Source organism: Pseudomonas sp. JQ36, assembly GCF_053851495.1.
Genome location: NZ_CM132642.1, coordinates 2,382,320 through 2,404,535 on the forward strand (window position 1 = coordinate 2,382,320; position 22,216 = coordinate 2,404,535).

General features: G+C 61.9%; 21 protein-coding genes. 12 read left to right on the top strand and 9 right to left on the bottom strand.

The genetic code is table 11. The features are described 5' to 3' along the window. Window positions 1–17 precede the first annotated feature (17 nt). The gene (locus ACS4NR_RS10495; RefSeq protein WP_456020026.1) at window positions 18–1,427 is read right to left on the bottom strand and encodes an MFS transporter; all 1,410 of its coding nucleotides are present in this window, start codon (window positions 1,425–1,427) and stop codon (window positions 18–20) included. Between the two features lie 103 nt (window positions 1,428–1,530). On the opposite strand from ACS4NR_RS10495, the gene ACS4NR_RS10500 reads away from it, so the two are divergent. After that, a complete protein-coding gene (locus ACS4NR_RS10500) occupies window positions 1,531–2,418 on the top strand; it encodes a LysR family transcriptional regulator (RefSeq protein WP_456020027.1) in 888 nt (295 codons plus the stop codon). Here the strand turns inward: ACS4NR_RS10500 and ACS4NR_RS10505 are convergent. Continuing rightward, window positions 2,415–3,035, bottom strand: a complete 621-nt coding sequence (locus tag ACS4NR_RS10505; protein ID WP_095136541.1) for a cell wall hydrolase — start codon at window positions 3,033–3,035, stop codon at window positions 2,415–2,417. The two genes, ACS4NR_RS10500 and ACS4NR_RS10505, sit on opposite strands and share 4 nt — an antisense overlap. A gap of 199 nt (window positions 3,036–3,234) precedes the next feature. Between ACS4NR_RS10505 and ACS4NR_RS10510 the strand changes: the two genes are divergently transcribed. Beyond that, on the top strand, window positions 3,235–4,086 hold the full coding sequence (locus ACS4NR_RS10510) for a CAP domain-containing protein (RefSeq protein ID WP_456020029.1): 852 nt from the start codon (window positions 3,235–3,237) through the stop codon (window positions 4,084–4,086). A gap of 28 nt (window positions 4,087–4,114) precedes the next feature. Next, window positions 4,115–4,315 carry a hypothetical protein gene (locus ACS4NR_RS10515; protein ID WP_456020031.1) on the top strand — a complete coding sequence of 67 codons (201 nt, stop codon included), beginning with the start codon at window positions 4,115–4,117 and terminating at the stop codon, window positions 4,313–4,315. Window positions 4,316–4,659: 344 nt separating this feature from the next. Here the strand turns inward: ACS4NR_RS10515 and ACS4NR_RS10520 are convergent, their stop codons facing one another. The 5 genes from ACS4NR_RS10520 to ACS4NR_RS10540 form a co-directional block, all read right to left on the bottom strand. Next, entirely contained in the window at window positions 4,660–5,118 is a 459-nt protein-coding gene (locus ACS4NR_RS10520) for an REP-associated tyrosine transposase (protein WP_456020384.1), read from the bottom strand. A 987-nt stretch (window positions 5,119–6,105) separates the two neighbouring features. Further along, the gene (locus ACS4NR_RS10525) at window positions 6,106–6,261 is read right to left on the bottom strand and encodes a DUF2474 family protein (protein ID WP_081730198.1); all 156 of its coding nucleotides are present in this window, start codon (window positions 6,259–6,261) and stop codon (window positions 6,106–6,108) included. Beyond that, window positions 6,248–7,264, bottom strand: a complete 1,017-nt coding sequence (gene cydB / locus ACS4NR_RS10530) for a cytochrome d ubiquinol oxidase subunit II (protein WP_456020032.1) — start codon at window positions 7,262–7,264, stop codon at window positions 6,248–6,250. The genes ACS4NR_RS10525 and cydB overlap by 14 nt, the downstream gene beginning before the upstream one ends. Before the next feature lie 3 nt (window positions 7,265–7,267). After that, on the bottom strand, window positions 7,268–8,671 hold the full coding sequence (locus ACS4NR_RS10535) for a cytochrome ubiquinol oxidase subunit I (protein WP_097090370.1): 1,404 nt from the start codon (window positions 8,669–8,671) through the stop codon (window positions 7,268–7,270). Between the two features lie 106 nt (window positions 8,672–8,777). Further along, window positions 8,778–11,102 (bottom strand): FdhF/YdeP family oxidoreductase, encoded by a 2,325-nt coding sequence (locus ACS4NR_RS10540; RefSeq protein ID WP_400762394.1) that lies wholly within the window; start codon window positions 11,100–11,102, stop codon window positions 8,778–8,780. Between the two features lie 357 nt (window positions 11,103–11,459). On the opposite strand from ACS4NR_RS10540, the gene moaA reads away from it, so the two are divergent. Continuing rightward, entirely contained in the window at window positions 11,460–12,458 is a 999-nt protein-coding gene (gene moaA / locus ACS4NR_RS10545; protein ID WP_095136547.1) for a GTP 3',8-cyclase MoaA, read from the top strand. A gap of 35 nt (window positions 12,459–12,493) precedes the next feature. Continuing rightward, window positions 12,494–13,393, top strand: coding sequence for a bestrophin family protein (locus tag ACS4NR_RS10550; RefSeq protein ID WP_145595373.1), 900 nt, complete (start codon window positions 12,494–12,496; stop codon window positions 13,391–13,393). Window positions 13,394–13,561: 168 nt separating this feature from the next. Here ACS4NR_RS10550 and ACS4NR_RS10555 read toward each other — a convergent pair whose 3' ends face one another. Next, window positions 13,562–14,767: a molybdopterin molybdotransferase MoeA gene (locus ACS4NR_RS10555; RefSeq protein ID WP_456020385.1), complete on the bottom strand. Its 1,206-nt coding sequence runs from the start codon at window positions 14,765–14,767 to the stop codon at window positions 13,562–13,564. After that, window positions 14,764–15,303, bottom strand: a complete 540-nt coding sequence (gene moaB, locus ACS4NR_RS10560) for a molybdenum cofactor biosynthesis protein B (protein ID WP_115985047.1) — start codon at window positions 15,301–15,303, stop codon at window positions 14,764–14,766. Before moaB ends, ACS4NR_RS10555 begins: the two co-directional genes overlap by 4 nt. A 285-nt stretch (window positions 15,304–15,588) precedes the next feature. Here moaB and ACS4NR_RS10565 point away from each other — a divergent pair, with 285 nt between their 5' ends. From ACS4NR_RS10565 to ACS4NR_RS10595, 7 genes are all read left to right on the top strand, one after another. After that, window positions 15,589–16,488: a LysR family transcriptional regulator gene (locus ACS4NR_RS10565; RefSeq protein ID WP_095136550.1), complete on the top strand. Its 900-nt coding sequence runs from the start codon at window positions 15,589–15,591 to the stop codon at window positions 16,486–16,488. Between the two features lie 244 nt (window positions 16,489–16,732). Next, window positions 16,733–17,566 carry a formate dehydrogenase accessory sulfurtransferase FdhD gene (gene fdhD / locus ACS4NR_RS10570; RefSeq protein ID WP_456020033.1) on the top strand — a complete coding sequence of 278 codons (834 nt, stop codon included), beginning with the start codon at window positions 16,733–16,735 and terminating at the stop codon, window positions 17,564–17,566. Then, a complete protein-coding gene (gene moaC / locus ACS4NR_RS10575; RefSeq protein ID WP_027611706.1) occupies window positions 17,563–18,048 on the top strand; it encodes a cyclic pyranopterin monophosphate synthase MoaC in 486 nt (161 codons plus the stop codon). Before fdhD ends, moaC begins: the two co-directional genes overlap by 4 nt. After that, window positions 18,045–18,296: a MoaD/ThiS family protein gene (locus ACS4NR_RS10580; protein WP_027611705.1), complete on the top strand. Its 252-nt coding sequence runs from the start codon at window positions 18,045–18,047 to the stop codon at window positions 18,294–18,296. The genes moaC and ACS4NR_RS10580 overlap by 4 nt, the downstream gene beginning before the upstream one ends. Before the next feature lie 2 nt (window positions 18,297–18,298). Next, complete coding sequence (gene moaE, locus ACS4NR_RS10585; RefSeq protein WP_456020034.1) at window positions 18,299–18,760, top strand: molybdopterin synthase catalytic subunit MoaE; 462 nt, start codon at window positions 18,299–18,301, stop codon at window positions 18,758–18,760. 241 nt (window positions 18,761–19,001) lie between these two features. Next, window positions 19,002–20,345: a chromate efflux transporter gene (gene chrA / locus ACS4NR_RS10590; protein WP_456020036.1), complete on the top strand. Its 1,344-nt coding sequence runs from the start codon at window positions 19,002–19,004 to the stop codon at window positions 20,343–20,345. Window positions 20,346–20,823: 478 nt separating this feature from the next. Next, a complete protein-coding gene (locus ACS4NR_RS10595; protein WP_456020038.1) occupies window positions 20,824–22,188 on the top strand; it encodes a glutamine synthetase family protein in 1,365 nt (454 codons plus the stop codon). Window positions 22,189–22,216 lie beyond the last annotated feature (28 nt).

A 22,216-nucleotide genomic window follows, 5' to 3' on the forward strand; every position in this document is an offset into this window, starting at 1 on the left:
GCAGCGTGCCGCAGCTCCTACAGGGATTTGTTTCCGTCAGCAGCGCTTTGGCTGGGCTGGCCGCTTCCACGGGTGATCCGGGTTCGGCTGATGATCAGGGCAACGACCATCAACGCCGCCGCAACCCCGAACGTGCTGTGCAAGCCGCTGCCGATGACCTCGGCCGGGGCTTGCGTCGGGTCATCCGTAGCGAAGGCGAACACCGCGCCCATGACCGCCGCGCCGGTGATCAGCCCCAGATTGCGCGACAGCCCGAGCAGGGCCGACACCACACCGCGCTGATCCTGACTGACCGTGGCCATCAACCCGCTATTGTTGGCCGCCTGAAACAACGCGTAACTGCTGGCAACCACAGCCATCGGCAGCAGATACGCCACCAGACCGAAACTCATCGGCAACAACGCCAGCAAGCTGCAACCGCCGGCCATCCCGAGCAACGCCCCCGGCACCACCCGCCGCGCACCGAAGCGATCCACCAGACGCCCGGCCGGCACCCCGCCGCACGCGGCCAGCAGCGGCCCGACCGACAACGCCAGGCCAACCACGCTGCTGCCCAGTCCCAGGCCCCGACTCAGGTAAAACGGCCCGACCACCAGTGTGGTCATCATCACCGTCGTCACCAGCAACGTCAGCGCCAGGCTGCTGCTCAGACGCGCGTCGGCAAACAATGACAGGCGAATCAGCGGCGCCGTGGCTTTCATCTCGACCGCGACAAACACCCCTGCCCCGCACAGGCTGACCAGCAGCAACATCAGCGTATAGCCATCGAGCGTCATCGCCAGCGCATAAGCGGCCAGCGTCAACACCAGCACCACGGTGCCGAGGTAATCAAACGCGACTGCCGATTTCGCCGGGCGATCGGCCGGCAGATAACGAAAAACCAGCCACGCATTGAGCAGGCCCAACGGCACGTTGAGGACAAAGATCGACGGCCAGCCGACATGCGCAATCAGCAGACCACCCAGCGATGGCCCGAGGCTGGTGCCGGTGGCCGACATCGTCGCCAGCAGGCCCATCGCACTGCCCGCCCGCGCCTTGGGCACCGCATCGGCCACCAGCGCCACCGTCAAGGCAAACATGATCGCCGCGCCAAGACCTTGCACGGCCCGCGCGCCGATCAACCAGCCAAGCCCCGGAGCCAGTGCGCAACACAACGAAGCGCTGGTAAAAATGCCGATCCCGATCAGCAGCAATCGCCGCCGCCCGAACACATCGCCCAGACGTCCGACGCTGACAATCAACGTGGTGACCGCCAGCAGGTAAGCCAGCACGATCCACTGCACCTGTTGAAACGTCGCCTCGAATGCCGCGGCCAGCGTCGGCAACCCGGCGTTGGCGATGCTGGTGTCCAGCGACGGCATCAACATCGACAGCGCCAGACTGGTCAGCGCCCAGCGGGCTTGAGGGGGCAAGGGGGATCCGGGCATCGGGCGCTCCTGGTGCAAAGGTCAGACGGCATAGCCTGAGTCTCGACACGGCAAGGCGCAAGACGCATGCTTTGCACTTGATACCTGCATGGAACGCCATGTCATGAGCACACCGGATCTGAACCTGTTGATCACCCTCGACGTGTTGTTGCGCGAAGGCAGCGTCGCCCGCGCCGCGCAAATTCTGCGCCTGAGCCCGTCGGCCATGAGCCGTGCCCTGGCGCGGCTGCGCGAAACCACTGGCGATCCGTTGCTGGTGCGCGCCGGGCGTGGCCTGGTGCCGACCCCGCATGCGCTGGAGTTGCGCGAGCGGGTCAGTGGTCTGGTGCAGGCAGCCGAGGCCGCCTTGCGTCCCGCCGAGATCCTCGACCCCGGTCAGTTGCAGCGCACCTTCACCCTGCGCAACACGGACGGTTTTGTTGAAACCTTCGCCGCCGCACTGCTCGCGCGCATCGCAGAAGAAGCGCCCGGCGTGCGCCTGCGTTTTGTGCAGAAAGCCGACAAGGACAGCACCCTGCTACGCGAAGGCCGGGTGGATCTGGAGACCGGTGTGGTCGATGACAGCACCGACCCGGCGCTGCACAGCCGCATCCTGTTTCAGGATCACTGGATCGGTGTGGTTCGTGAGGGCCATCCGTTGAGCTCGGGCAAGATCAGCAGCAAACGCTTTGCCGGCGGCCAGCACATTCTCATCTCACGCCGTGGGCGCAGCAGCGGCCCGGTCGATGAAGCGCTGCTCGCCGCGGGGCTGACGCGGGACATCGTCACGTCATTCGGCGGCTTTTCTGCAGCGCTGACACTGGTTCGCGAATCGGACCTGATCGCCACGGTTCCGGAGCGTCACACCAGCAAGCTGCGCATGGGCCTGCACAGCTTCGCCCTGCCCTTCAGGATGCCGCCGATCAGCGTGTCGATGCTCTGGCACCCGCGCATGGACGCCGACCCGGCACACCGCTGGTTGCGCAATTGTGTACGGGAAGTCTGCGTCTAACGCGCATCGCCACCGGCCGGTTTGTAGAACCGGAATTTGCCGACCGCGGCGGTCTTTCGGTATTCCCTGGCCCAGCTCGGATGCACGTTGCGATCATGAAAGTACAGTGCGCCATCGGTGCGATCCGGCAACTGGCGGTTGAGCGCCTTGCCGGCGATGTCCTTGGCCAGAGTGTATTCGGCGTCTTCCTTGACCTGATCGGCCTTGCCGTCGCACCACCAGGAAAACTGGCAGCTCTTGGTTTCCGACCCTTGCTTGACCACTGCGCACACGGTGTCGGGGAAGCCGTCATGGCCGAGGCGGTTCATCACCACGTTGGCCACCGCCTCCATTTCCAGCGTATCGCGGCCCTTGGCTTCCCAATAGATACTGCGCGCCAGACAGGTGATCGGATCGTCCAGCGGCGCGGTGCCGGCGGGGTCAACCGCCTGCACTTCGGTGGGGGTGATCGCTTCGGATTTGGGTGCCGGCGCCGCGCTGACTTTGTCGGCGGCCTTCTCTTCCAGCACTTGAGCCTTCTCTTCGGCCTTGGCCTTGATCGGCGCCTGTTCGGTAGCGCTCACAACGCCGGCCATAAGGGTTAATGCGAAACAGCCAGCCAACCATTTCAATCCCATGTCTGTTCTTCCGGCAGCGCCCGTTCCGGGCAAGGTGTTTCGTGGGGGAGACGCCCGGTTCCCGGGGCCTTCGGAGAGTGTAGACGGCAAATTTCGGCGCATTGTTCCGCAGAAAAATCCGCACGATGAAGAAAAAGACATTGCACTGACCGGGGGCCTTTCGCGCATCATGAGCGCACTCAGCTCAAGGGAGATTTCCATGCGCTTCATGCCATCCGTTTTGCGTTTCGCCGCGCTGGCCGTGGGGCTGGCCGTGGCCGCCTCGGCCGTGGCTGCCGACGAGTCGCAACTGATCGAGTCGATCAATGCCTACCGCAGCCAACCGCAGCGTTGCGGCACCCAGGCGTCCAGTGAACTGCCACCGCTGTCGGCCGACCCACGGCTGAGACTGCCGGCCGCCGGTGCAGTCGATCTGCAACAGGCCATGGCCAGCGCCAGCTACCCGATGGTCAACGTGCAGGCGATCACCCTCAACGGCCCACGGGATGCGGCGTCGGCGATGAAGGCGATTCAGGAGAGCTTCTGTCAGGTGGTGCTGGATCCGCAGTTCGTCGATGTCGGTGTCAGCCGCGCCGATCGTGACTGGCGAATTGTGCTGGCGCGACCGTTGCTCTCGGCGAAGCTTGGCGATGCGCAGAGCGAAGGCCAGAAGTTGCTCGAACAACTCAACGCGGCCCGCGCCCAGCCACGTCAATGCGGCGGCCAGCCCTTCGCCGCCGCCGGACCTCTGACCTGGAACGCCACATTGGGCAGCATTTCCCAGGATCACAGCCGCGACATGGCCAACAACAACTACTTAGACCACAAGGACCGCGACGGCCGCACACCCGGTGACCGCGCCGAACTGGCCGGCTACAGCGGGCAACTGGTCGGCGAAAACATCGCCGCCGGCCAAGACACCGTGGGCAAGGTCGTCGACGGCTGGCTCGCCAGTCCCGGCCACTGCGCCAACCTGATGAACCCGCAATACAAAGAACTCGGCGCCGCCTACGCGACCGATCCAAAGAGCAGCGCCGGGATTTACTGGACCGCGATGTTTGGGGCGCAGTAATTCCCCTTCAGAAACCACCGCAGATCCAATGTGGGAATTGCTGCTGGATGAAGGTTTCGGGCTGTCCGCGATCAAGGGTGGGAGTGGGCTTGCTCACGAAGAGGTCGGCACATTCAATATCGATGGCGACTGGCCTGACGCCTTCGCGAGCAAGCCCGCTCCCACAGGGGTAGTCAGTGCATCAGGGATTTACGGCTGGCCGAAATCACAGGGGATTGCTGTTGGATGAAGGATTCGGGGCTGGTCGAAAATCAAGGGTGGGAGTGGGCTTGCTCACGAAGGGGCCGGCACATTCAATATCGATGGCGACTGAGCGGACGCCTTCGCGAGCAAGCCCGCTCCCACAGGGGTAGTCAGTGCATCAGGGATTTACGGCTGGCCGAAATCACAGGGGAATTGCTGTTGGATGAAGGATTCGGGGCTGGTCGAAATCCAAGGTGGGAGTGGGCTTGCTCACGAAGAGGCCGGCACATTCAGCATCGATGGCGACTGAGCGGACGCCTTCGCGAGCAAGCCCGCTCCCACAGGAATCGCGTTTATTCTGATGTAACGCGGTGAATGCGCATCCTGAGTTCAAACCCAGACCGCGTCCCATAGCGGGTAGTCACCGAGTTTTTCCACCAGTCCGGCCCGCAGTGGATTAGCCACTACATAGCGGGCCAGTTTCACCAGATCCTCCTCTCGACGTAACGCATGGTCATGAAAACCTTGCTGCCAAAGGCATCCGGATCTACCGCTCGCTGTGTTGACTGAACGAGTACTCAGGGATTTGACCTGGCACATCAATTGGCCAAGTGTTCCTTTTTGCAATTGGATCAGCCAATGAAAATGATCGGGCATAACCACCCATGCCAATGTGTCGGCAAATCCCTCTTCCTGCGCCTGCCTGAACTGATGCACAACCAATCGACCGAGCCCGTAATCCTTGAACACTGGTTCTCGCCCCAAGGTATTGGCGGTTAGCAGGTAGATCTGATTTTCTTCGCAATGACGGCCGGTTCGCAGGCGATGTGATGAATAACGTTTGGGCATTCCTTTGCCTTGTCCATGGTTGAATTCAGAAAAAGCTAGATCAGCCATCACAGTGCGCCGAACATGTTTGTTGGCAGGATGTGTCTGCACACCAGAAAAAGGGTGGGAGTGGGCTTGCTCACGAAGAGGCCGGTACATTCAGCATCAGTGTCGACTGAGCGGACGCCTTCGCGAGCAAGCCCGCTCCCACAGGGGATTGCTGCTGGATGAAGAATTTGCGGCTAGCCGAAATCCAGGGTGGGATTGGTGGTGGATGAAGGTTTGGGGGCTGGCCGCAATCCAGGGTGGGAGTGGGCTTGCTCACGAAGGGGCCGGCACATTCAGCATCGATGTCGACTGAGCGGACGCCTTCGCGAGCAAGCCCGCTCCCACAGGGGATTGATGCTGGATGAAGAATTTGCGGCTAGCCGAAATCCAGGGTGGGATTGGTGGTGGATGAAGGATTGGGGGCTGGCCGCAATCCAGGGTGGGAGTGGGCTTGCTCACGAAGAGGCCGGCACATTCAGCATCAATGTCGACTGAGCGGACGCCTTCGCGAGCAAGCCCGCTCCCACAGGGGATTGATGCTGGATGAAGAATTTGCGGCTAGCCGAAATCCAGGGTGGGATTGGTGGTGGATGAAGGATTGGGGGCTGGCCGCAATCCAGGGTGGGAGTGGGCTTGCTCACGAAGAGGCCGGTACATTCAGCATCAGTGTCGACTGAGCTGACGCTTTCGCGAGCAAGCCCGCTCCCAAAGGGGATTGCTGCTGAGTGGAAGATTTGCGGCTAGCCGAAATCCAGGGTGGGATTGGTGGTGGATGAAGGATTGGGGGCTGGCCGCAATCCAGGGTGGGAGTGGGCTTGCTCACGAAGGGGCCGGCACATTCAGCATCGATGTCGACTGAGCGGACGCCTTCGCGAGCAAGCCCGCTCCCACAGGGGACATCAGTGATGTTCAGAATGCGGGCACAAAAAAACCGGAGTCATGGCTCCGGTTTTTCTGTTGTCAGTGGGTTCTCATCCCCGCTGCATACATCGCCAGTTTCAGCACACTCGCCACCACCGCGAGCGATACCACGCTGCCGAACCAGATCAGCAGCAACCAGCCCAGGCGCTTGTACCAACGGCTGGTTTTGACCTCGCGCGAATCAATGGTAGCCATCGCCAATCCTCACTTTGCCGCGGAATACGTAGTAGCTCCAGAAGGTGTACATCAGGATCACCGGCAGGATGAACAGTGCGCCGATCAGGGCGAACAACTGGCTTGAGGGCGGTGATGCCGCTGCCCACAGGCTCACCGAGGGCGGGATGATGTTCGGCCAGATGCTCAGCGCCAGGCCGATGTAACCGAGCAGCATCAGCACCAGAGTGAACACGAACGGCCAGTGGGTATGACGCTGACGCAAGGTGCGCAGCAACCCGAACAACGCCAGCAGCGCCAGCGCCATCAACCCGGCGAATACCATCAGGTGTCCGCTGGTCGACCAGCGAGTGGCCAGCTCCGGGTGCAACTTCAGTGTCCACGCACCAATCACCACCACCATCGCCGTCAGCAACCAGGCCAGCGGACGGGTGAACAGACGCATCCGCGACTCAAGCATGCCTTCGGTCTTGACCAGCAACCAAGTGCTGCCCAGCAACGCATAAGCCACCACCAGACCGATGCCGCACACCAGCGGAAACGGCGCCAGCCAGTCCAGGCCGCCACCGGCAAACTGCCGATCCACCACGGGAATGCCCGACACGTACGCGCCGATCGCCACACCCTGAGAGAACGTCGCCAGCAGCGAACCGCCGATGAACGCCTTGTCCCACCAGTGGCGCTTTTGCGGCGACGACTTGAAGCGAAACTCGAACGCCACGCCACGGAAAATCAGCCCGCAGAGCATCAGGATCAGCGGCAGGTACAGCGCCTCCAGAATCACCCCGTAGGCCAGTGGAAACGCGCCATACAACGCCGCACCACCGAGCACCAGCCAGGTTTCATTGCCGTCCCAGACCGGGGCGACAGTGTTCATCATCACGTCGCGCTCCTGCTCATCCGGGATCAGCGGGAACAGGATCCCCAGACCCAGATCGAAGCCGTCCATGATCACGTACATCATCACCCCGAAGGCGATGATCACACCCCAGATCAACGAGAGATCGATACCTTGAATACCCATGACTCAATGCTCCTTCATCGGCGCGGTAGCCGCCGAAATAGGCCGGCGCGGGGTCTGCAACTGATCGCCCTCCGGCGGATGTTCGTGATGGGGCTGCGGGCCCTTCTTCACCAATTTCATCATGTAGCCGATGCCCACGGTGAACACCGAGCAGTAGATCACCACGAACAGCAACAGCGAGGTGCTCATCTGCGCCACCGAGTGGTGCGACGCGGCGTCATGGGTGCGCATCAGGCCGTAAACCACCCACGGCTGACGCCCGACTTCGGTGGTGATCCAGCCGGCCAGCAACGCGATCAACCCGCTTGGCCCCATCAGCAACACCAGACGCTGGAAGCCGCGATGCTGATAGAGCCTGCCGCCACGGCGCAGGGCCAGACCGAGCACACCGACGAGGATCATCAACATGCCCAGCCCGGCCATCACGCGAAAGCTCCAGAAGATGATGGTCGAGTTCGGCCGATCCTCTTTCGGGAAGCTCTTGAGCGCCGGAATCTGCTTGTCGAGGCTGTGGGTCAGGATCAGGCTGCCGAGGTAAGGGATTTCCAGCGCGTACTTGGTCTTCTCCGCCTGCATGTCGGGGATGCCGAACAGCACCAGCGGCGTCGGGCCGTTGTCGGCGTTTTCCCAGTGGCCTTCGATGGCGGCGATTTTTGCCGGTTGATGCTCCAGGGTGTTCAAACCATGGGCGTCACCGACCACTGCCTGGATTGGCGCTACGATCAGCGCCATCCACAACGCCATGGAAAACATCCTGCGCACCGGCGCGGTATTGTTGCCGCGCAGCAAATGCCAGGCCGCCGACGAGCCCACGAAGAAGGCCGTGGCGACGAACGCGGCGATCGCCATGTGCGCCAGACGGAACGGAAACGACGGGTTGAACACGATCGCCAGCCAGTCCAGCGGCATCACCCGCCCATCGACGATTTCAAAGCCCTGCGGCGTCTGCATCCAGCTGTTGGAGGCGAGAATCCAGAAGGTTGAAATCAACGTGCCGATAGCGACCATCACCGTGGCGAAGAAGTGCAAGCCACGACCGACGCGGTTCCAGCCGAACAGCATGACCCCGAGGAAACCCGCCTCAAGGAAGAACGCCGTCAGCACCTCATAGGTCAGCAACGGCCCGGTGATGCTCCCGGCAAAGTCGGAAAACCCGCTCCAGTTAGTGCCGAATTGATACGCCATGACCAGCCCCGAGACCACGCCCATGCCGAAGTTGACGGCAAAAATCTTCGACCAGAAGTGGTAGAGATCGCGGTAGGTGTCGTCACGGGTTTTCAGCCACAGGCCTTCGAGTACCGCGAGGAAACTCGCCAGGCCGATGGTGATCGCCGGGAAGATAATGTGGAACGAAACCGTGAACGCGAATTGAATTCGCGCCAGGTCCAGTGCCTCCATGTTAAGCATGATGATGTCCTCATCCAGGCTGAAAAGCGGCAGCACGTCGCCGGGCCACCGCCAGGCGCGAACGCCTGCAGCCAGTCAAATTGCCAGTGTTTTTATAGGTTGCGGGTCAGGCCAGCGATGACGGGATCAGGTTGCTGACCTTGGCCGCTTCGAGGCGGATCGCGACGAATTTCGAGGTCGGCGTGTAGGTCCGGTCGCCGTAGCTTTCCAGCGGAACCAGCGGATTGGTTTCCGGGTAGTACGCCGCAGCCTGACCGGGCGGAATGTCGTAGGCGATCAGGGTGAAACCGCTGACCCGACGCTCGCGCTCGTCATCCCACAGCGCCACCAGATCGACCTTCTGCCCCGGTTCAAAACCGAGGCGCTGGATGTCCTGCTCGTTGGCGAAGATCACGTCGCGCATGCCGTAGACCCCGCGATAACGGTCGTCGAGGCCGTACAGCGTGGTGTTGTACTGATCGTGCGAACGCATGGTCTGCAGGATCAGATCCGGTTTGACCGGCAGGTTGCGCACGCCTTCGCTGATCAGGTGTTCCGGCAGCACGCACGGGGTGAACTGGGCTTTGCCCGACTCGGTGTTCCAGACCCGATCCGAGGCGTCGTTGCCGAGGTGGAAGCCGCCCGGGGTCAGCAGTTTTTCGTTGAAGTTTTCGAAACCCGGAATCACGTCGCCGATCAGGTTGCGGATGCGCCCGTAGTCGCCCACGACCCACTCCCAGTCGATTGGATGCTTGCCCAACGTGGCCGCAGCAATCCCGGCAATGATCGCCGGCTCGGACTTCAAATGCGCCGACTTCGGCTTCAGTTGGCCGAACGACAAGTGCACCATGCTGAAGGTGTCTTCCACGGTCACGCCTTGCGGGCCTTCGGCCTGGATGTCGATGTCGGTGCGACCGAGGCACGGCAGGATCAACGCGTCGCGTCCGGTGACCAGATGGCTGCGGTTGAGCTTGGTCGAGATGTGCACGGTCAGGTCGAGTTTGCGCATCGCTTCGTGGGTGCGCGGGGTGTCCGGCGTGGCTTGGGCGAAGTTGCCACCCAGACCGATAAACACCTTGGCTTCGCCCCGCTCCATCGCACCGATCGCCATCACCGTGTTGTGGCCGTGCATGCGCGGCACTTTGAAGTTGAAGCGTTTTTCCAGGGCGTCCATCAGCTCCTTCGGCGCCAGTTCATTGATGCCCATGGTGCGGTCGCCCTGCACGTTGCTGTGCCCGCGCACCGGCGACAGACCGGCGCCCGGACGGCCAACGTTGCCGCGCAGCAGTTGCAGATTGATGACTTCCTGCAGGGTCGGCACCGAGTGCACATGTTGGGTCAGGCCCATGGCCCAGCACATGATCACGCTTTTGGCGCGGCCATACATGCGCGCCGCCAGTTCGATGTCGTGCAGCGGCACGCCGGACTGTTCGAGGATGTGCTCCCAACTCGTGGCGTCGACCTCCGCCAGATAGCTGTCCAGACCTGAAGTGTGCTCGGCAATAAACGCATGGTCGAACACCGGTTCGCCACCGCTGGCCTGGGCTTCACGCTCCCACTGCAGAAGGAATTTGACCATGCCGCGAATCATCGCCATGTCGCCACCCAGGGCCGGGCGGAAGTACGCGGTGTTGGTCGCTTCCCAGCCGTTGCTGAGCATCTCGATCGGGTTCTGCGGGTTCTGAAAACGTTCCAGGCCACGCTCTTTCAGCGGGTTGATGCACACCACTTGCGCGCCGCGTTTCACCGCTTCACGCAGTGGTTCGAGCATGCGTGGATGGTTGGTGCCTGGATTCTGGCCGATGACGAAAATCGCGTCGGCGTGGTGCAGATCCTCGTAGACCACGGTGCCCTTGCCCACGCCCAGCGTCTCGCCCATGCTCACCGCACTGGCTTCGTGGCACATGTTCGAGCAGTCCGGGAAGTTGTTGGTGCCGTAGGCGCGGACGAATAACTGATAGAGAAACGCCGCTTCATTGCTGGCCCGGCCCGAGGTGTAAAACTCGGCCTCGTGTGGCGATTTCAGGCCCTTGAGGTGTTCGGCGATCAGCGCGAAGGCGTCTTCCCAAGTGGTTTCCACATAGCGGTCGACCCGCGCGTCGTAACGCATCGGGTGGGTCAGGCGGCCCTGATATTCAAGCCAGTAGTCGCTCTGCTCGGCCAGGCTCGATACCGTGTACTTGTTGAAGAACGCCGGGTCGACCAAACGCCCGGTGGCCTCCCAGTTCACCGCTTTGGCGCCGTTCTCGCAGAATTTGAGCATGCTCGCACCGGGCGCTTCACCCCACGCACAGCCCGGGCAGTCGAAGCCGCCGTTCTGGTTGGTCTTGAGCATGGCGCGGATGTTTTTCAGGGCGTTTTCACTGCCCAGCCAGCTTTTGGTCAGGCTGATCACAGCCCCCCATCCGGCAGCGGCACCCTTGTAAGGTTTGTAACGATCGACTTGTGACATGGGACATCTCCATGACGATGCACACAGGCATGAACCTGATCTTGGTTAAACAGCGACGGCCGACTTTGCACAGCAATAAAGCGGTCGTTTCAGTTGCCGGAGCAAGGATATGAACCGTTACAAAACATTGTCTAATCGCTATTTATGACCACACTATCGAAACCCTCTATCACGGTGAAAAACCCTTTATTTACGGGGTGTTGCGAAACTAAAGCGGTAACTTTCGAGCGAAAATAATTGATCATCGACGCGCTCAATCAAGCGTTCATAAACAGTGATTGGACGAGATCTGAAGTTGCCCATAATCTGCGCTAACCGGTTCCGTCAATGCGGACTTCCCACTCCTGCGAGGCTGTCATGTCAGAGCGTGTCTTGATCGATGGTTACAACCGCCGCGTCGACTATCTGCGCATGTCGGTCACCGACCGCTGCGACTTCCGCTGCGTCTATTGCATGGCCGAGGACATGCAGTTTCTGCCGCGTCAGCAAGTGCTGACGCTGGAGGAGATTTATCAACTGGCGCAGAGCTTCGTGGCGCTGGGCACGCGCAAGATTCGTCTTACTGGCGGTGAGCCGCTGATCCGCCCGGGCGTGGTCAAGCTGTGCGAGCAGATCGCCGCCCTGCCCGGCCTGCGTGAGCTGTGCATGACCACCAACGGTTCGCAACTGGGCAAACTCGCCGCGCCGCTGTTCGACGCCGGGGTCAAGCGCCTGAACATCAGCCTCGACAGCCTCGACCCGGATCGTTTCAAGCAAATGACCCGTACCGGTGATCTGGCACAAGTGATCAACGGCATCGATGCCGCGCGCAAGGCCGGTTTCACCCGAACCAAACTCAACGTGGTGGTGATGCAGGGGCGCAACGACCAGGAGATCAACGATCTGGTGAGTTTCGCCATCGACCGCCAGCTCGACGTCTCCTTCATCGAGGAAATGCCGCTGGGGATCATCAGCGAACACAGCCGCGCGGAGTCGTTTTTCTCCAGCGCCCAGGTGCGCGAGAAAATCGCGGAGCGCTACACCCTGATCGATTCCGCCGAATCGACCCAGGGCCCGTCGCGCTACTGGCGGCTGGCCGAGGCGCCGGATATTCGCCTGGGCTTTATCTCGCCGCACAGCCACAATTTCTGTGGCACTTGCAACCGGGTGCGGCTGACTGTCGAAGGGCGCCTGCTACTGTGTCTGGGTAACGAGCATTCGATGGATCTCAAAGCCGTGCTGCGCGCTCATCCGGGGCAACCTGAGCGGCTGGAGAAGGCCATTATCGAGGCGATGAAACTCAAGCCGTATCGGCACAATTTCGAAGTGAACGACGACGTGCAGGTCGTGCGCTTCATGAACATGACCGGCGGTTGAGCCGCCCTCACCCTGCGTAACCGGGATCGCCCAGCATGATCATCAGACCCAAGGTCAACCAATTCGCCATCCTCTTCACCCTCAAGGGTTCGATTGCCAAACGTATCGCCCTGCGCACCTTGATGGTCACCCTGCTGGCTTCTGCCATCGTGCTGATTGAAATGCTCCATCCGAGCAACTTCACCAAGGTCAACGCCACGCCGTTCACCCTGCTCGGGCTGTCGCTGTCGATCTTCATGAATTTTCGCAACAACGCCTGCTACGACCGCTGGTATGAGGCGCGCAAGGCCTGGGGCGATGTGCTGGTACACATTCGTTCGGTGATTCGCGAAACCCATGTCATCCGCGAATCGGCGCAGCGCAAGCCGTTGCTGCTCAACCTCTGCGGTTTCGCCCATGCGCTGAATGCGCGGTTGCGCCGGGAAAGCGAAGCGGCGGCCAGCAGCAAGTGGATCACCCCGCAACACGATGCACAAGTGCCGGACTACAGCGGACGGATTCTGCAGCAGGTCGGCCAGCAGTGTTCCGATCTGCATCAAAGCGGTGAACTGACCGAGTGGCGCTACATGCTCTTGGCCAATCACCTGACCAGCCTGACCCAGGCACAAGCGGTGTGCGAGCGGATCAAGAACACCCCGCTGCCCTTCCCCTACACCTTGCTGCTGCACCGCACGATCTACCTGTTTTGCATTCTGCTGCCGTTCGCCATGGCCGAACCGCTGGGCTGGCTGACACCGCTGTTCACGGCGATTGTCAGCTACACGTTTTTTGGCCTGGATGCGATTGCCGATGAGCTTGAAGACCCGTTCGGCCGCGACGAAAACGATTTGGCGACCGATTCATTGGTGCGCACCATCGAGCGTGACATTCTCAGCGAACTGGGCGAAACCGACCTGCCGCCGATGTTGCTGCCGGTGGACTTTGTGCTGAGCTGAGCTCGCTCTCCTCACCACACAAATACCCTCTGTAGGAGTGAGCCTGCTCGCGATAGCGGTCTTCCAGTCAATGAAGATGTTGACTGTGCCGCCGTCATCGCGAGCAGGCTCACTCCTACAGGTTTGAGGTACACCCGCAGAATGGATAAACATCACGGGTTTGATTTGTCAGAACAGTTCGCTGAAGGGAATGAAACGCAGCGGATCGCCAATGCCGTGGGTGCTGTTTTCCGACACCTCCACCAGCCCATCGGCCCAGGTCGCACCGAGCAAAACGCCGGAACTCTGGTTCGGATACAACACCGCACTGCCCGCCTCCAGCCGCACCCGCAGATACTCTCGACGGCTGCCCGCCTTGCTCCAGGCGAACCCGGCACTCACCGTAAAGCTCAACGGCATGACCTCTTCCACGCCTTGAATGCGCAGCAGATACGGCCGCGCCAGCAGGCCGAAAGTCACCAGCGCCGAGGTCGGATTGCCCGGCAGGCCAATCACCGGCACGCTGCCGAAATGCCCCACGGTCAGCGGTTTGCCAGGCTTGATCGCCAGTTTCCACAGCAGCGGTTTGCCGTCCTCGCGCAGCACCTGCCCGAGGCAATCGGCATCGCCGGCAGACACCCCACCGGTGGTGAGAATCAAGTCAGCCGCCACTTGCAGCTGCTCAAGTTTGAGCCGCGTCTGCGCCGGACGATCCGGGAGGATCCCGGCGTCGATCACCTCGCAGCCCAGCTCGCGCAGCCAATGGCCGAGCAACACGCGGTTGCTGTTGTAGATGCTGCCGGGACGCAGCGGCAGGCCCGGCTCGACCAGTTCGTCACCGGTCGACAGCAGCGCCACGCGCGGGCGTCGCACCACATGCAACTTTGCCAGACCCTGCCCGGCGGCGACCGCCAGTTCGAACGGCCCGAGACGTTTGCCGGCGCGCAGCAGGATGTCGCCGACGCGATTTTCCTGCCCCTGCGCACGAATGTTCTGCCCCGCCTTCAACGGCTGTAAAAAGCGTACGCGGCCGTCCTCCAGCACTTCGACGTTCTCCTGCATCTCGACGCAGGTAGCGCCGGGCGGCAGCGGTGCGCCGGTAAAAATCCGCGCGCAGGTGCCGGGCAACAGCGCGTCCGGTGCCAGACCGGCGTAGACCTTCTGCGACACCTTCAACGGCTGACGATGCAGATCGGCCAGGTTCAAGGCATAACCGTCCATGGCACTGTTCGGCCATGGCGGCAGGTCGAGTGTCGCCACCAGATCACTGGCCAGCACCCGCCCGCGCGCCTCGTCCAGCGGCAGAGTTTCGCTGTCGGCCAGACGTTGCTCATCGGCCATACCCAGCAATTGGTCGAGGGCGTCCTCGACCGGCATCAACGCTGCCTTGCTCATCCGCGCGGCCCACAGGCGGCGACTGGTTTGAGGTGCGGTACGAAGTTGCATGGGCGATGACGATTATCCAGTTGCTCGGCGAGGATGCCTTCCCACGCGGTGCGGCAGGCACCAGTGGAGCCCGGCAGGCAGCACACCAGCGTGCCGTTCGACAGCCCGGCCAGCGCGCGGCTTTGCACGGTGGAGGTGCCGATATCGAGAATCGAAATGGCGCGGAACAACTCGCCAAACCCGTCGATCTGCTTGTCGAGCAAACAGGCCACCGCTTCCGGCGTGCTGTCGCGTCCGGTGAAGCCGGTGCCGCCGGTGATCAGCACCACCTGAATGCTGTCGTCGGCAATCCAGTGCGCGACCTGGGCGCGGATCTTGTACAGGTCATCCTTGAGCAGATTGCGCTCGCTCAGGGTATGACCGGCCTCCAGCAAGCGGCTGACCAGCAATTGGCCGGACGTGTCGCTCGCGTAATCGCGAGTATCGCTGACCGTCAGTACGGCTATGTTCAGGGGGACAAACAGGGCATCCGCTTTCGCACTCATGGGAATCTCCGGCAGTAGTCAATCAGATTGCCAAGCAGCCTAAGTGCCACTTATGAGTACTGTCTAATCACTCTGGCCAACCACATTATCGAGCTGCTCTATCGGCGCCGTTGACCTTGGCCAACGCCTTTGAAACCATGGGCGATAGAGCTGATCGATAGGCTTTTCAATTCTTCCGATTGGACTCAGATACAAGCAGGTGAGATCGTCGCACCTCGCGTTTTTCGTGCGCTGCGCGCATCTGCGTCAATACTCAATCCAATTTCTCAACGAGCAGGTGCCTGCGTGGACATCAAACAACTCAAGTTCCTGATCGCACTGGACGAAACCCGACACTTCGGCCAGGCCGCCGCCCGGTGCCACATCACCCAGCCGACCCTGTCGATGCGTCTGCGCAATCTGGAAGATGAGCTGGATCTGGTGCTGGTCAATCGCGGTCAGCGCTTTGAGGGTTTCACCCAGGCCGGCGAACGGGTACTGGCCTGGGCTCGCACACTGCTGGCCGCGCATGACGGTCTGTTCGCCGAAGCGGCGGCGTGCCGCGGGCAACTGGTCGGTAGCTTGCGCCTGGGGCTGGTGCCACTGAGCAATTTCAACCCGGTCAATTACATTCAGAGTTTGTCCGGGACCTATCCGGAGCTGAAATTCAGCCTGTCGTCGGGGAGTTCCGACGAGATCATCGCTGGCCTGGGCAACAATCAACTGGACCTTGGCGTGTGTTATCTGGACCACGTCAACCCGAACTATTTCGACTTTTTCGAGATCGGCGAAACCCGCGTCGGCCTGCTTTACGACAACCGCCACTTCCATTTCGAAGGCTCGGAAATGAGCTGGGAAGACGCCGCCGAGCTGCCGCTGGGGATGATCACCACCGGCATGCATTACCGCAAATCCATCGACCTGAGCTTCCGCAGTCGCGGGCTCAATCCGCAGCCGATCCTGGAAAGCGATTCGACGTATCAATTGCTGCAGGCGATTCACCAGGGTTTCTGCTGCTCGATCATGCCACTGGACAGCGGGCTGGAAGAGCCGATCGAACACCTGTCGTTCATGCAATTGCCGGATGCCAGCGTGCTGGCGCCGCTGGGGCTGGTGATGCGCAAGACCGAGCCGCGTTCGGCGATTGCCGAAAAGTGTTTTGCCGAGGCGCGCAAGTTGTTCGGGGTTGAGTTGCCGGTTGCTTGAGTGACCTCTCCAGACATTGATGCTGGCTGTCAGACCGTCTTCGCGAGCAAGCCCGCTCCCACAGGTTGAATGCATTTCAAAGGTGGGAGCGGGCTTGCTCGCGAAGAGGCCCGCCCGACCAACACAAAACCCCGAGGTGAATCGGTCATCGACCAGCCCGATCACCAGATCAGAACAAGCGATTGGACGCACTTTTAACACCCCCGTAGCCTGAACCCACTTCAGCGCTTCGGGACTTTTCAAGATGCTCTGCCACGTCGAATCCAACACCGAACCCAACGCCCCCGCACCGCAACCATCACAGGTGGCGTTTCGCGAATACCTGCCGCACGCCCCGCTCTCGCACGTCGCCCTGGCCGCGGAAATTGCCCTGGCGATCACCTTCAATGGCCTGAGCCAGGCGGTGATGATGGTCTCGCCCGGCAACCTTGAAGATTTCATCCGGGGCTTCAGCCTGAGCAACGCGATCATCGACAGCGTCGACGAGATCTACGACATCCGCTTGAGCCATTTCGATCAGGCCTGCCAGGCCGATGTGCAGATTTCCAGTCGCGCGTTCTGGGCACTGAAAGATCATCGTCGGCAGATGGCCGGCACCAGCGGCTGCGGCATCTGTGGCGTCGAGGCGCTGGAGCAGGCGTTGCCGCAACTGGACATTCTGCAACCCTGCGCGCTGCCGCCGGCCGCGCATTTCGACGGCATCCGCCAACGCATCGAACAGGCCCAGCAACTGGCCCGCAGCAGCGGCGCCCTGCACGCGGCGCTGTACTTCGATGCCAGCGGTGAGGCGCTGTTGTGCCGCGAAGACATTGGCCGGCACAACGCCCTCGACAAGCTGATCGGCGCGATGCAAATCGCTGACGTCGATGCGCGCCAGGGCTTCGTGGTGGTCACCAGCCGTTGCAGCCTGGAGCTGATCCACAAAGCCGTGCGCGCCCGCCTCGGCACCCTTGTCAGCCTGTCCGCCCCCACCGCGTTGACCGTGCGCTGGGCGCTCAGGCATCGGCTCAATCTGATCCACGTGCCGCACCGCAACGCCCCCCGAATCTACAGCCCGATCCAGGAGCTTATGCCATGAGCAACACCCTTACCCACCTCGACGATCAGGGCCGCGCCAACATGGTCGACGTCAGCGACAAAGCCGCGACTCGCCGCGAAGCCACGGCGCAAGCCTGGGTGCAGATGCGCCCGGAAACGCTGCAGATGATCCAGGCCAACGGTCACCCCAAGGGCGACGTCTTCGCCGTGGCGCGCATCGCCGGAATCCAGGCGGCCAAACGCACCCACGAACTGATCCCGTTGTGCCACGCGCTGTTGCTCAGCTCGATTCACGTTGAACTCAAGGCCTGCGAACCGGACCGCGTGCAGATCACCAGCACCTGCCGCCTGACCGGCCAGACCGGCGTTGAACTCGAGGCCCTGACCGCCGCCAGTGTCGCGGCGCTGACCATCTACGACATGTGCAAAGCGGTGGACCGGGCCATGGTCATCGGCGACATCCGCCTGCTGAGCAAACAGGGCGGCCGCTCCGGACACTTTCAATGGGAGGACGCGCAATGATCCTGATCAACTACTTCGCCAGCTACCGTGATCGCCTCAATCTGGGCGGGGAAAAAATCCCTCTGAGCGACGACCTGAACTGCATCGAGGACGTACGGCAGATGCTTATGGCTCGCGGTGAGGAATGGCGCGAAGTGCTCGGCGCCGGCAACCTGATGTGCGCGTTGAATCAGGAGCTGTGCCAACCGAGCGCGGCGATCGAAGACTTCGACGAGATCGCGTTTTTCCCACCGGTCACCGGGGGCTGAGCATGACGGTTCGAGTCCAGTACAAAAGCTTCGACGTCGGCCAGTTGACCGCCGACCTGCATGCGCGCAATCCAAGGGTCGGCGCAATGGTGAATTTCATCGGCTATGTGCGCGATCTGAACATCGGGCAGAGCGTGAACGAGCTGTTCCTCGAACACTATCCGGGCATGACCGAAAAGGCCCTCGAACAGATCGCCGACGAGGCACGCGAGCGCTGGCCGCTGCTGGGAGTGGAGATTGTGCATCGGGTCGGCGCACTGGCGGTCAGCGAGCCGATCGTGTTTGTTGGCGTCAGCAGCAAGCACCGGCACATGGCGTTCGAAGCCTGTGCGTTCATCATGGATGTGCTCAAGACCCGCGCGCCGTTCTGGAAGCGCGAGACCACGGCGCAGGGTTCGCACTGGGTCGAGGCGCGGGAGAATGACCAGAATGCGGCGCTTCGCTGGAGTCTGGCGCATGCCTGAAGAGCAAAAGCCCCTCACCCTAGCCCTCTCCCCCGAGGGAGAGGGGACAGATTGGGGAATATTGAAGAAATTCACCGAATTGAAAGATTGGCCCTGAATCCATAATCGACTCGATCTTTCAGGTCGATGGATAACGCCAGACACCTCGGTCGGCCCCCTCTCCCTCTGGGAGAGGGCTGGGGTGAGGGTTGAAAGTCTGATTAGATAGCCACTCCGCCAGGATTAAACTCCGGAGTTTCGTTTGAGCACAGTGCCCAACAACCTGCCCCGCCCCGCTCCCGTCACCCTGCGCCAGGCCTGGCGCTTCTGGCTCAAGCTCGGCTGCATCGGTTTCGGCGGCCCGGCCGGGCAGATCGCGATCATGCATCAGGAACTGGTCGAGCGCCGGCGCTGGATCTCCGAGCGGCGCTTTCTGCACGCGCTTAACTACTGCATGTTGCTGCCCGGCCCCGAGGCGCAGCAACTGGCGACCTACATTGGCTGGCTGCTGCATCGCACCTGGGGCGGGGTGATTGCCGGGGCGCTGTTCGTGCTGCCGTCGCTGTTCATCCTGATTGCGCTGTCGTGGCTGTACATCGCGTTCGGCGATGTGCCGGTGGTCGCCGGGATCTTCTACGGAATCAAACCGGCGGTGACCGCGATCGTCTTGCACGCGGCGCATCGCATCGGCTCGCGGGCGCTGAAAAACAGTTGGCTGTGGGCGATCGCCGGAGCGTCATTCGTGGCGATTTTTGCCTTCAATCTGCCGTTCCCGCTGATCGTCCTCGGCGCGGCATTGCTCGGCTATTTCGGCGGACGCCTGGCGCCGCAGCGCTTCGACAATGGCGGGCAGCGCGGCAGTGCCAAATCCTTCGGCCCGGCGCTGATCGACGACGACACGCCGACACCCGACCATGCGCGATTCAGCTTGCCGAAGCTCTGGCGTTTGCTGTTGGTTGGCGCGGCGCTGTGGTGTTTGCCGATGGGCCTGCTGACCGCGTTGTTCGGCTGGGACGGCACGTTCACGCAGATGGGCTGGTTCTTCACCAAGGCCGCGTTGCTGACCTTCGGCGGCGCTTACGCGGTGTTGCCCTACGTCTATCAGGGCGCGGTCGGGCACTACGGCTGGCTGACGCCGACGCAGATGATCGACGGCCTCGCCCTCGGCGAAACCACGCCCGGGCCGCTGATCATGGTGGTGGCGTTTGTCGGTTTCATCGGCGGTTATGTGCAGCCGGCGTTCGGTGCGGAACATGCATTCGCCGCCGGTGCACTGGCGGCGACGCTGGTGACCTGGTTCACCTTCCTGCCCTCGTTCCTGTTCATCCTCGCCGGCGGGCCGCTGGTGGAATCAACGCACAACGAATTGAGGTTCACTGCACCGTTGACCGCCATCACCGCAGCAGTGGTCGGGGTGATTCTCAACCTGGCGTGTTTCTTCGCTTATCACGTGTTCTGGCCCAACGGTTTTGCCGGGCACGCGGATCTGTTTTCGATCGGGCTGGTGCTGCTGGCGGCACTGGCGCTGTTCATTTTCAAGCGTGGAGTGATCGAAGTGTTGATCGTTTGCGCCCTTGCCGGGCTGGGCTTTCACCTGCTGCGCTGAGCGGCGGCCAACGGTACAAGGGCGCAATCAGCGGTTTACACGCCCGCGGATTGCCCCTTACTATCCGGGCACACCGGTCGGCGGGCCTGCCCCGCCACCGACGTTTTCCGCCAACGGAAACACGCGTTATGAGTACGTCACCACAACAACCAGAAAGGTTGAACGTCTCCGCTGTGTGCGCCCTCTGTCACAGGGGCCGCGCATGAATCGCATCGTCAATCTCCCCATGGCCCTGCGCCGTTCCAAGCTGCGTCACTCCGCACGCCCGCCGGATATCGCCTGCTGACTCTCTCAGTCAACAAAAACTTTGGATGCATGACCTGTAGTGAGGGGATTTATCCCCGATGGACTGCGCAGCAGTCCTCACAGGTTCTGTGTCACGTCTGACTGATCTCCATTTGATATCCCTGCCGGGACGCCTTCAATGCGCCCGGCCCGAATCTGCGCGCCTGTGCGGCGCCATCGTGAGTGATTGACCATGAAATTCGCAGCCATCGAAGACGCACGCCTGTTCCTGGAACAGAACCCCGATATCGACATGATCGAGCTGTTCATCCTCGACGCCAACGGCGTGCCGCGTGGCAAGCTGTTGCACCGCGAGGAACTGCTCGCTGTATACGAAAGCGGTCGCCCGCTGCCCAGCACCATTCTCGGCCTGACCGTGCAGGGCGAAGACGTGGAAAACTCTGGGCTGGTGTGGGACGTCGGCGACATCGACTGCCGCGCCTACCCGCTCGAAGGCAGTCTGGTGCGCCTGCCGTGGCGGCAGATTCCGACCGCGGCGGTGCAGGTCAGCATGCACCCGACTGAGGGCCTGCCGGCGAGCATCGCCGACCCGCGTCATCTGTTGATCAAGGTGATCAACGGCCTCAAGGCCGAGGGTTATCACCCGGTGATGGCGTGCGAGCTGGAGTTTTACCTGCTCGACGCCAAACGCGATCACAACGGCCGTCCGCAACCGGCGCTGGACGCCGACGGGGGCCGACCGCGACACACTCAGGTCTACGGTTTGCGTGAACTGGAGCAGATCGAACCGTTCCTCGCCGACCTCTACGGCGCCTGCAAACTGCACGGCATTCCGGCGCGCACGGCGATCTCGGAATATGCGCCAGGCCAGGTGGAAATCACCCTCGAACACGGCGACGCATTGCTCGCGATGGATCAGGCGGTGCGCTACAAACGTCTGGTCAAAGCGGTGGCGCACAAGCACGGCATGCAAGCGACGTTCATGGCCAAGCCGTTCGATGATCTGGCCGGTACCGGCATGCACATGCACGTCAGCCTTGCTGATGGCGAGGGGCGCAATCTGTTTGCCGCCGAGGATCCGGCGGGCACCCCACTGCTGCGTACGGCGATTGGCGGCATGCTCGCCTCGCTGCTCGATACGCTGCTGCTGTTCTGCCCCAATGCCAACTCCTACCGCCGCTTTCAGGCCAACAGCTATGCGCCATTGGCGCCGACCTGGGGCGTCGACAACCGCACCGTCAGCCTGCGCGTACCGGGCGGCCCGGCCAATACCCGGCACATCGAACACCGTATCTGCGGCGCCGATGCCAACCCGTATCTGGCGGCGGCAGCGATCCTTGCCGGGATCCATCGCGGGATTCGCGAGGATCTGGATCCGGGCGCACCGGTCGAGGGCAACGGCTATGCGCAGGCCAAGGAACTGCTGCCGACCGACTGGCTGACGTCGCTGCAGGCGCTGGAGAATTCTGCGTGGGCACGGGATGCCCTGGGCCAGGAGTTTCTCGGGGTGTATCTGGCGGTGAAGCGCGCCGAGTACCGGCAGTTCATGGCCGAGGTGGGTGAGCAGGATTGGCGTTGGTATCTGACCGAAGCCTGAAGCCTCACCACTAACCCCTGTAGGAGTG

Bases quoted from the DNA above. Each gene is read 5' to 3' on its own strand.
- ACS4NR_RS10495 (WP_456020026.1), bottom strand. From the start codon at position 1,427: ATGCCCGGATCCCCCTTGCCCCCTCAAGCCCGCTGGGCGCTGACCAGT.
- ACS4NR_RS10500 (WP_456020027.1), top strand. From the start codon at position 1,531: ATGAGCACACCGGATCTGAACCTGTTGATCACCCTCGACGTGTTGTTG.
- ACS4NR_RS10505 (WP_095136541.1), bottom strand. From the start codon at position 3,035: ATGGGATTGAAATGGTTGGCTGGCTGTTTCGCATTAACCCTTATGGCC.
- ACS4NR_RS10510 (WP_456020029.1), top strand. From the start codon at position 3,235: ATGCGCTTCATGCCATCCGTTTTGCGTTTCGCCGCGCTGGCCGTGGGG.
- ACS4NR_RS10515 (WP_456020031.1), top strand. From the start codon at position 4,115: ATGTGGGAATTGCTGCTGGATGAAGGTTTCGGGCTGTCCGCGATCAAG.
- ACS4NR_RS10520 (WP_456020384.1), bottom strand. From the start codon at position 5,118: ATGCCCAAACGTTATTCATCACATCGCCTGCGAACCGGCCGTCATTGC.
- ACS4NR_RS10525 (WP_081730198.1), bottom strand. From the start codon at position 6,261: ATGGCTACCATTGATTCGCGCGAGGTCAAAACCAGCCGTTGGTACAAG.
- cydB (WP_456020032.1), bottom strand. From the start codon at position 7,264: ATGGGTATTCAAGGTATCGATCTCTCGTTGATCTGGGGTGTGATCATC.
- ACS4NR_RS10535 (WP_097090370.1), bottom strand. From the start codon at position 8,671: ATGCTTAACATGGAGGCACTGGACCTGGCGCGAATTCAATTCGCGTTC.
- ACS4NR_RS10540 (WP_400762394.1), bottom strand. From the start codon at position 11,102: ATGTCACAAGTCGATCGTTACAAACCTTACAAGGGTGCCGCTGCCGGA.
- moaA (WP_095136547.1), top strand. From the start codon at position 11,460: ATGTCAGAGCGTGTCTTGATCGATGGTTACAACCGCCGCGTCGACTAT.
- ACS4NR_RS10550 (WP_145595373.1), top strand. From the start codon at position 12,494: ATGATCATCAGACCCAAGGTCAACCAATTCGCCATCCTCTTCACCCTC.
- ACS4NR_RS10555 (WP_456020385.1), bottom strand. From the start codon at position 14,767: ATGAGCAAGGCAGCGTTGATGCCGGTCGAGGACGCCCTCGACCAATTG.
- moaB (WP_115985047.1), bottom strand. From the start codon at position 15,303: ATGAGTGCGAAAGCGGATGCCCTGTTTGTCCCCCTGAACATAGCCGTA.
- fdhD (WP_456020033.1), top strand. From the start codon at position 16,733: ATGCTCTGCCACGTCGAATCCAACACCGAACCCAACGCCCCCGCACCG.
- moaC (WP_027611706.1), top strand. From the start codon at position 17,563: ATGAGCAACACCCTTACCCACCTCGACGATCAGGGCCGCGCCAACATG.
- ACS4NR_RS10580 (WP_027611705.1), top strand. From the start codon at position 18,045: ATGATCCTGATCAACTACTTCGCCAGCTACCGTGATCGCCTCAATCTG.
- moaE (WP_456020034.1), top strand. From the start codon at position 18,299: ATGACGGTTCGAGTCCAGTACAAAAGCTTCGACGTCGGCCAGTTGACC.
- ACS4NR_RS10595 (WP_456020038.1), top strand. From the start codon at position 20,824: ATGAAATTCGCAGCCATCGAAGACGCACGCCTGTTCCTGGAACAGAAC.